The organism is Mameliella sp. AT18 (assembly GCF_028807275.1).
Taxonomy (GTDB): Bacteria; Pseudomonadota; Alphaproteobacteria; order Rhodobacterales; family Rhodobacteraceae; genus Antarctobacter; species Antarctobacter albus.
On record NZ_JARAMO010000177.1, the window covers coordinates 21,505 to 28,480 of the forward strand.

Annotated in this window: 8 protein-coding genes; 3 read left to right on the forward strand and 5 right to left on the reverse strand. The window is 64.4% G+C overall.

Features of this window, described 5'->3' with window-relative positions:
• Nucleotides 1–39 precede the first annotated feature (39 nt).
• Nucleotides 40–1,308: a glycerate kinase type-2 family protein gene (locus PVW46_RS15580; RefSeq protein ID WP_069208892.1), complete on the forward strand. Its 1,269-nt coding sequence runs from the start codon at nt 40–42 to the stop codon at nt 1,306–1,308.
• On the opposite strand, the gene PVW46_RS15585 is transcribed toward PVW46_RS15580, so the two are convergent.
• Nucleotides 1,299–2,048, reverse strand: coding sequence for a hypothetical protein (locus tag PVW46_RS15585; protein ID WP_069208925.1), 750 nt, complete (start codon nt 2,046–2,048; stop codon nt 1,299–1,301). The genes PVW46_RS15580 and PVW46_RS15585 overlap by 10 nt on opposite strands.
• A gap of 118 nt (nt 2,049–2,166) precedes the next feature.
• Here PVW46_RS15585 and PVW46_RS15590 point away from each other — a divergent pair, with 118 nt between their 5' ends.
• On the forward strand, nt 2,167–3,042 hold the full coding sequence (locus PVW46_RS15590) for a glycosyltransferase family protein (RefSeq protein WP_069208891.1): 876 nt from the start codon (nt 2,167–2,169) through the stop codon (nt 3,040–3,042).
• Nucleotides 3,043–3,044: 2 nt separating this feature from the next.
• Here PVW46_RS15590 and PVW46_RS15595 read toward each other — a convergent pair whose 3' ends face one another.
• From PVW46_RS15595 to PVW46_RS15610, 4 genes are all read right to left on the reverse strand, one after another.
• Nucleotides 3,045–3,590: a hypothetical protein gene (locus tag PVW46_RS15595; protein WP_069208890.1), complete on the reverse strand. Its 546-nt coding sequence runs from the start codon at nt 3,588–3,590 to the stop codon at nt 3,045–3,047.
• A 141-nt stretch (nt 3,591–3,731) separates the two neighbouring features.
• Nucleotides 3,732–5,102, reverse strand: a complete 1,371-nt coding sequence (locus tag PVW46_RS15600; RefSeq protein ID WP_069208889.1) for a M20/M25/M40 family metallo-hydrolase — start codon at nt 5,100–5,102, stop codon at nt 3,732–3,734.
• A 56-nt stretch (nt 5,103–5,158) separates the two neighbouring features.
• Nucleotides 5,159–5,833, reverse strand: a complete 675-nt coding sequence (locus PVW46_RS15605; protein ID WP_069208888.1) for an anti-sigma factor — start codon at nt 5,831–5,833, stop codon at nt 5,159–5,161.
• Nucleotides 5,830–6,378, reverse strand: coding sequence for a sigma-70 family RNA polymerase sigma factor (locus tag PVW46_RS15610; protein ID WP_043138700.1), 549 nt, complete (start codon nt 6,376–6,378; stop codon nt 5,830–5,832). Before PVW46_RS15610 ends, PVW46_RS15605 begins: the two co-directional genes overlap by 4 nt.
• A gap of 266 nt (nt 6,379–6,644) precedes the next feature.
• Here PVW46_RS15610 and PVW46_RS15615 point away from each other — a divergent pair.
• On the forward strand, nt 6,645–6,976 hold a 332-nt coding region (locus PVW46_RS15615), incomplete at its 3' end, for an aminotransferase class I/II-fold pyridoxal phosphate-dependent enzyme (protein ID WP_274576564.1).

Below are 6,976 nucleotides of genomic sequence, written 5' to 3' on the forward strand. Positions count from 1 at the left end.
TCCCCGCTTGATGCGACGGGAAGGAAACAGGGACAGGATATGGATGAACGGCGCTTTCTGACCGAACTGTTCGAGGTCGCGGTGGCTGCGGCGGATCCGGCAAAGGCGCTCGCCGGGGTTTTGCCGGACAAGCCGAAGGGACGGATCGTGGTTGTTGCCCTGGGCAAGGGGGCCGCGCAACTGGCTGCGGCCTTCGAGGACCACTGGCAGGATCCGGTCGAGGGGGTGGTTGTCACGCGGTATGGCTATGCCACGCCCTGCCGTCACCTGCCGGTGATGGAGGCGGCGCACCCGGTGCCGGACGAGGCCGGCTTGATGGCAACAAAGGCGGTCTTTCGCGCGGTCGAGGGGCTGACGGAGGATGACTTGGTTGTCGCGTTGGTCTGCGGTGGCGGTTCGGCGCTCTTGCCCGCACCGCCCGAGGGGCTGTCTCTGGCGGATGAGCAGGCGCTGAACCGGGCGTTGCTGGCATCCGGGGCACCGATTGGCGTGATGAACGCGATCCGCAAGCACGTCAGCAGGATCAAGGGCGGACGGCTGGCCGCTGCGGCGCATCCGGCAAGGGTGGTCTCTTTGGTGGTGTCGGATGTGCCGGGCGACGATCCCGCGCAGGTCGCCTCCGGGCCGACGGTTCCGGATGCGGTTGGCCGGCAGGATGCGCTGGCCATGATATCGGCGCGGAATATCGTTTTGCCGGAAAAGGTTATGGCGCATATTTCAAGTGATGCCAGCGCTGCGCCAAACCCAGGTGATGCCTGTTTCCAGGGGAACACGGTACGTGTCGTCGCCTCGGCCCGCCTGTCGCTGGAGGCAGCGGCGGAGCGGGTCGAAGCCGCGGGCCTGACGGCCGCCATCCTGTCTGACGCGATCGAGGGTGAGGCCTATGACGTGGGCCGTGTGCATGCGGCAGTTGCCCGGGAAATCGCCCTGCGCAATCGACCCTTCAACGCGCCGGTGGTTCTGTTGTCCGGGGGCGAGACCACGGTGACGCTTGGGGAAAACCCGGGGCGCGGCGGGCGGAACACGGCCTTTCTGATGGGGTTTGCCGAGGGCATCGAAGGACTGGCCGGGATCACTGCCCTGGCGGCGGACAGCGACGGCATCGACGGGACAGAGGACAACGCCGGTGCCTTTGTCGACGGCAGCAGCTTTGACCGGCTTCGGGCGCGGGGCAAGGACCCGATGGGCTATGTCCAGAGGCAGGACCCCTACAGCGCCTTCGAGGCCCTGGGCGACATTTTCGCGCCGGGCCCGACGGGGACGAATGTCAATGATTTCAGGGCTGTGCTGATCCGTCCTCAGGAATAATCATACCCGAGGCGGGCTTCGGTCGCGAGGTCCAGGCCCGCACGCAGGAAGGGCAGGTCGGCCTCGGGAAAACGGCTCGGGGTTTCGGGACGCTCTGGCACGGCAGGCCGGAATTTCGATCCAAGGCGTTTGACCACCGGCCGGAAAGGCTGCGCATGAACCGGCAGGTCGAAGTGCTCGGACAGCGCGGTGACAAAATGCTCCGGCGCGGCCTGCACGGCCTCGAGCCGGCAAAAGGCCACGGAACAGCCCCGTTCCAAAAAGGACATCAGCCCCGACAGTTTCGCCTGCCGCAGGGCCGGGAGATTTGCAAAGGGGCGCCCGGTGAGTGGGTGTCTGTCATGCTGCAGGGGTTGCCCGATCCCGCCATGTTCAGCCACCTGGGGAAAATAGCGTTTGCGGTCCGCGATCGTGGCCCATTCCGCGCGCAGGAACGCGGCAAAGGGCAAAAGCTGCATCGCGGGCGGGCAATGCCAGGGTTTCGCATGCATCGACAGGGACCAGGCGCGTGCGTCGCGGACACAGCAAATCACCAGCAAGTCGGCCGGGATCGCCGTCATGTGGGGAAACCCGTGTTTCCAGCCCATGTCCTCGGTCGGTGTCAGGGTGCTGTTGCGCGCCACCAGCCGCTTGACGAAATTCGTGCCGGAAGAGCGTTCGCCAAACACCTGGAACCGCTGCGGCCGAAGCGGACCTTTCGCCATCTGCCATCCGGTGTTCGCGACTGCCTGTCCAATCATGTCCGCCTCGTGCTGGTCCCTGGGCAAACCTAGCCGTCCGTTCCCCAAAATGCGATTCTCATGTCGCCGTCGTTGCTGTAGTCTGCGAGGCAAAACAACGACAAAGAGGCCAGGGCAGATGCAATCGGTGGCGGCGGCGCTGACAATGGTGCGCGGGGATGCCTTTTTCCTGAAAGCCTGGTTGCGCCACTACGGCGAGACCTTTGGGCGCGAAAATTGCTACATCGTCAATCATGGCCGTGGCGAGGATGTGGAAAACCTTGCAGAAGGGTGCAATATCATCGGGATACCCGGCGATCCTCATCCTAACTTCGACATGAAGCGCTGGCGACTTCTCAACAACCTTGTCCAAGGGCTGCGCTGCTACTACACGCATGTGGTCGTGGGCGACGTGGATGAACTGGTGGTGGTGGATCCCGCGCATGGTGGGTCTCTGCTGGATTACCTTGCGGAGCAGAAACCGCGCCGCGTGCTGACGCCGCTGGGGCTGGAGGTCATCCACCGGATCGACGTCGAACCCGAAGAGATCATCGGCCCGATTCTCGGTCCGCGTCGCCATGTGCGCCTCGCGCCGCACTACTCCAAGCCCTGCATCATCAGCCAAGGCGTCAAGATCGCGCGCGGCGGGCATTTCACCCAGTATGACAAGCTGGTCACGCCGGATGAACTGTATCTCTTTCACCTGAAATTCTGCGATTTCGGCACCTACGTGCAGACCATGAACGCCCGCAATGCCGTCACGCAGGAGGTCGGGACGGATGTTCAGGATACCGCGATCGGTCGTCACTGGTTTGCCGAGGCGCGGGGAGAGGACAGGGCCGTCTTCGACGCCTTTGCGGATCTGCCGATGGAAGAAGGGTTTGATCTGAGCTGGGTGCGCAAGCGCATGGCGCGCAGCTGGGGTCCGCGTGGCGAGACCGGGTTCTACGCCTTCAAGCGGCCGGACTATTCGCAACAGTACCGGCTGCCTGATCGTTTCACGGGATTGATTTAGACCTAGCGACCACCGGAGGAGGTAAAGCTGATCTGGTCGATGTTCAGGCCGGGAAAGCTGTCCTCGAAAAAGGCGCCGGCACTTGCGAGGACGTTTTGCGACCGTCCGTCCAGCAGGTCAAAGCCCAGCTGCCACACGAAGTCTGGCGTGTAGAACAGGCCAAAGGCCACAATGGCCCCAAGGAAGTAGGCGCGACCGTTCTTGCGGGCCACGCCGGCTGTCAGGGCCGCACGTATGACCTGGAAGGTCAGCATCACAAGGGTTGCGGCCAATGCCGCCGTCAGGGCTGAAAGGACAAGGTGCTGGGTGTCCGGTGCCAGACCTTCCTGCCGGAGGGCCAGTTCGATCCGGTCGCGGTTGGTGGCGATGGCAGAGATCGCATAGGCCGCGCCAAATCCGGTCAGACCCGCTGTCAGCATCTTGGGCTGTGCGCGCCGGCGCGCGGCGGCCCCCTGGGCCTGTGCCTCGGGGTCGATACGACGGACGCGGCGGCTGAAGTCGCTTTGGTCCTGCTTGCGGAAGGCGGTGGGGCGATAGGGCATGGTCATGCCCAATTCGTTAACGGGTCTTTCGGGCAGGAATGGCATGAGAATGTGGCGCGAAACGGGCCTTCACATTCAAATCGTTCGGGTTTTGGTGAAAAATCGCGGTAAGACGCCCCCGGTGGGCCGGGGGCGCCTGCCTTTGGTCTAACGGATCGCGTCCAGGATTCGGGCCCAGCTGCGGATGCCCTTGTGAAAGCTCTCGACGTCGTATTTCTCGTTCGGAGAGTGGATCTGGTCGTCGTCCTTGCCCCAGCCGACCAGCATCGTGTCCATGTCGAGGATCGACTTGAAATAACCCGCGACGGGGATCGAGCCGCCACAGCCGGTAAAGGCTGCCTCGTGCCCCCATTCGGCGCCCAGCACGCTGCGCGCGGATTCGAAGGCGGGGTGGGTGGTCTGCATCTGGCTGGCGGGCGAGGCGCCGTGGCCATGGAACTCGACCGAGACATCTTCGGGCAGCTGGGCCCGGACCCATTCACGGAAATGTTCGCGCAGGGCATGCGGGTCCTGCTGGCCGACAAGGCGGAAACTGACCTTGGCCGAGGCCTTGGACGGCAGAACGGTCTTGAACCCGTCGCCGGTGTAGCCGCCTATGATGCCGTTGATCTCGGCGGTGGGGCGCGACCAGATCATTTCCAGCGCACTGCGGTCCTGTTCCCCGGCGGGCTTTGACAGGCCGACATCGCCCAGGAAGGTGCCGTGATCGAAGTTGAGCGCCTCCCACTGTGCCTTCATCTCGTCCGACAGTTCTGGCACGCCATCGTAGAAATGCGGCACCTGGATATGGCCGTTGTCGTCATGCAGGTTGGCGAGGATGCGGGACAGCACGCGGATCGGGTTGCGCGCGACGCCACCATACATTCCGGAATGCAGGTCCTTGTCCGGGCCGGTGAGGGTGATCTGCTCACCCAGAAGCCCGCGCAACTGCGTCATGATCGCGGGCACGCGGCTTTCGAACAGGCCGGTGTCGCAGATCAGGGCGATGTCGGCCTTAAGCTCTTCCTTGTTTTCCTTGAGAAACGGGATCAGCGAGGGGGACCCGCTTTCTTCCTCACCCTCGAAGAAGAAAGTGATGCGGCAGGGCATGGAACCATGTTCCGCCTTCCATGCCCGGCACGCCTCGACAAAGGTCATCAGCTGGCCCTTGTCGTCCGAGGAGCCGCGTCCGCGGATGATGCGGCCCTTGGGTGTTTCCTCGATCGCGGGATCAAAGGGATCGCGGTCCCAGAGGTTCAGCGGATCGACCGGCTGCACATCGTAGTGGCCGTAGAACAGGACGTGCGGGCCATCGCCCTCGACATGGCCCACGACCATCGGGTGCCCCGGCGTGGCACGGGTTTCCGCCGCGATGCCAAGGCTTTGCAGGTCCTGGACCAGCCAGTCCGCCGCCTGCTGACACTTGTCGGCATAGGCCGGGTCGGTCGAGATGGAGGGAATGCGCAAGAGCGCCATGAGGCGATCCAGAGCAGCGGGAAGATCGGCGTCGATGCGCGCAAGCGTGGCGTCGAGAGACATGGGGACTCCTGATTTTTCGGCGAGGCTAACAGACCGCTTGGGACTGTCCAGCCGGATCAGGGTTCGACAAGCGGCGCGGCGGCCAGGACCTCTCCGGTGGGGGCGCCGGTGGGCGAGCCGCCGGGCGGTTCGTCCGAAACGGCGAGCGTGCCCCCGGCCATCCGGGCGGCCACCGCCGGTGACAGCGCGATTTCGGTCACTTCCGCATCGGGCAGCACGCCCAGCGAAACCGGCGCCGGATCATCCGCTGCGATCAGCCAGAGTTCCAGCGCGCGGCCTTCGCGCGGACCACCCTCGAGCCGGGACAGCACCAGATCCTCGCCGGTGACATGCGCCTCGAACCGCAGGGCGCCATCGGCAGAGGCCAGCTCAGCGCCAAGATCCGGACCACGGGTCAGGAAGGGCAGGGGAGCGACATAGGCCAGCGCGGCCAGCGTCACCGCGCCAAGGCCGGCCCCCAGCCACCAGCGTCGGGCGCGCGATTCCGGCGCCCCGCCGACAGAGGCCAGCAGCGCGCGCCGGACGCGGGGAGAGGGTCTCACCTCGTCCAGTTCCTCTGCCAGGTCGGCCAGGCGGGATTCCCAGCGGTGAACGCGGGCGGCAAATTCCGGGTCTTCGGCAACGCGGCGCGCGGCGACGCCTTCGAGATCCGCCGAGAGCAGGCGCAGGACATATTCCGCGGCCAGCAGGTCATCATCGTCTTCGGGCATTTCGGGCAGATCGGAGCTCATCGGGACATGCACTCCCTGAGGCTCTGCAGACTCCGGCGCAGCCAGGTCCGCATGGTGTTGAGTGGGACTTCGAACTTGGCCGCAAGATCGGCGTAGCTGGCCCCTTCCAGGTAGGCGCCGCGCACGGCGCTGGCCCGCTGGTCCGGCAGTTCATCGAGACAGTTCACGATGCGCTGGCTTTCGGAGGCGGCGATGGTCGAAGCCTCGGGGCCGGGACGGGAATCAGGCAATGTATCCGTCTCGGTCCTGTCCTGCCCGGATTGCGACCGTTGCCGGGCACGCAGTCGGTCGATGGCGATGTTGCGGGCCAGGGTGATCAGCCAGGTCATCGGGCTGTGGCCGGTGACGGCATAGCGGTCTGCCTTGTTCCAGATGCGCAGGAAGACCTCTTGCAGGGTATCTTCGGCCTCTTCGCGGTCTTTCAGGACCGACAGGCAGATCGCCAGCAATTTGCCGCTGGTGGCATCGTAAAGGGCCCCGAATGCGCCGCGGTCGCGCAAAGCGACGCGTGCGATCAGGGCCTCGATGTCGCTTCGGGTTGTCATGCCTGCTCCGGTTTTGCAAAGACGTCATGCAGGTTAGGGCGCGTGTGGGTAAAGGCAATGAATCATGTTTCCGATATGCGTCATTATGTACCTACGATCAAAGTTGTAATGGTCACTCCGTTGATTCAGATCAAGGATGCGACCGATAGTCCGGTTCTAAACGGTGGACACATCACCTCGCGGTCGTTAGTTATTCATGAAATTGAATAAGGTGTGACTGCAGCACCGGCCCCCTGGCGAGGGTCGAAAGTAGAAGGAGGAGCCCGGTGGACTACACCGCGAAACTGGATGACGCCCTGAACCGTCTGCACGAAGAAGGCCGTTACCGCACCTTCATCGACATCGAGCGCAAGAAGGGCCAGTTCCCGCATGCCACCTGGCGCAAGCCGGACGGAAGCGAGACACCGATCACCGTCTGGTGCGGCAACGACTACCTGGGCATGGGGCAACACCCGGTTGTCCTCGAGGCCATGCACGAGGCGATCGACGCCACCGGCGCCGGCTCGGGCGGGACGCGCAATATCTCGGGCACTACGGTCTATCACAAGCGGCTGGAGGCCGAGTTGGCGGACCTGCACGGCAAGGAGGCGGCGCTGCT

Coding starts and splice junctions, on each gene's coding strand:
- PVW46_RS15605 (WP_069208888.1), bottom strand. CDS start 5,833: ATGAGCTCCGATCTGCCCGAAATGCCCGAAGACGATGATGACCTGCTG.
- PVW46_RS15580 (WP_069208892.1), top strand. CDS start 40: ATGGATGAACGGCGCTTTCTGACCGAACTGTTCGAGGTCGCGGTGGCT.
- PVW46_RS15590 (WP_069208891.1), top strand. CDS start 2,167: ATGCAATCGGTGGCGGCGGCGCTGACAATGGTGCGCGGGGATGCCTTT.
- PVW46_RS15600 (WP_069208889.1), bottom strand. CDS start 5,102: ATGTCTCTCGACGCCACGCTTGCGCGCATCGACGCCGATCTTCCCGCT.
- PVW46_RS15610 (WP_043138700.1), bottom strand. CDS start 6,378: ATGACAACCCGAAGCGACATCGAGGCCCTGATCGCACGCGTCGCTTTG.
- PVW46_RS15595 (WP_069208890.1), bottom strand. CDS start 3,590: ATGACCATGCCCTATCGCCCCACCGCCTTCCGCAAGCAGGACCAAAGC.
- PVW46_RS15585 (WP_069208925.1), bottom strand. CDS start 2,048: ATGATTGGACAGGCAGTCGCGAACACCGGATGGCAGATGGCGAAAGGT.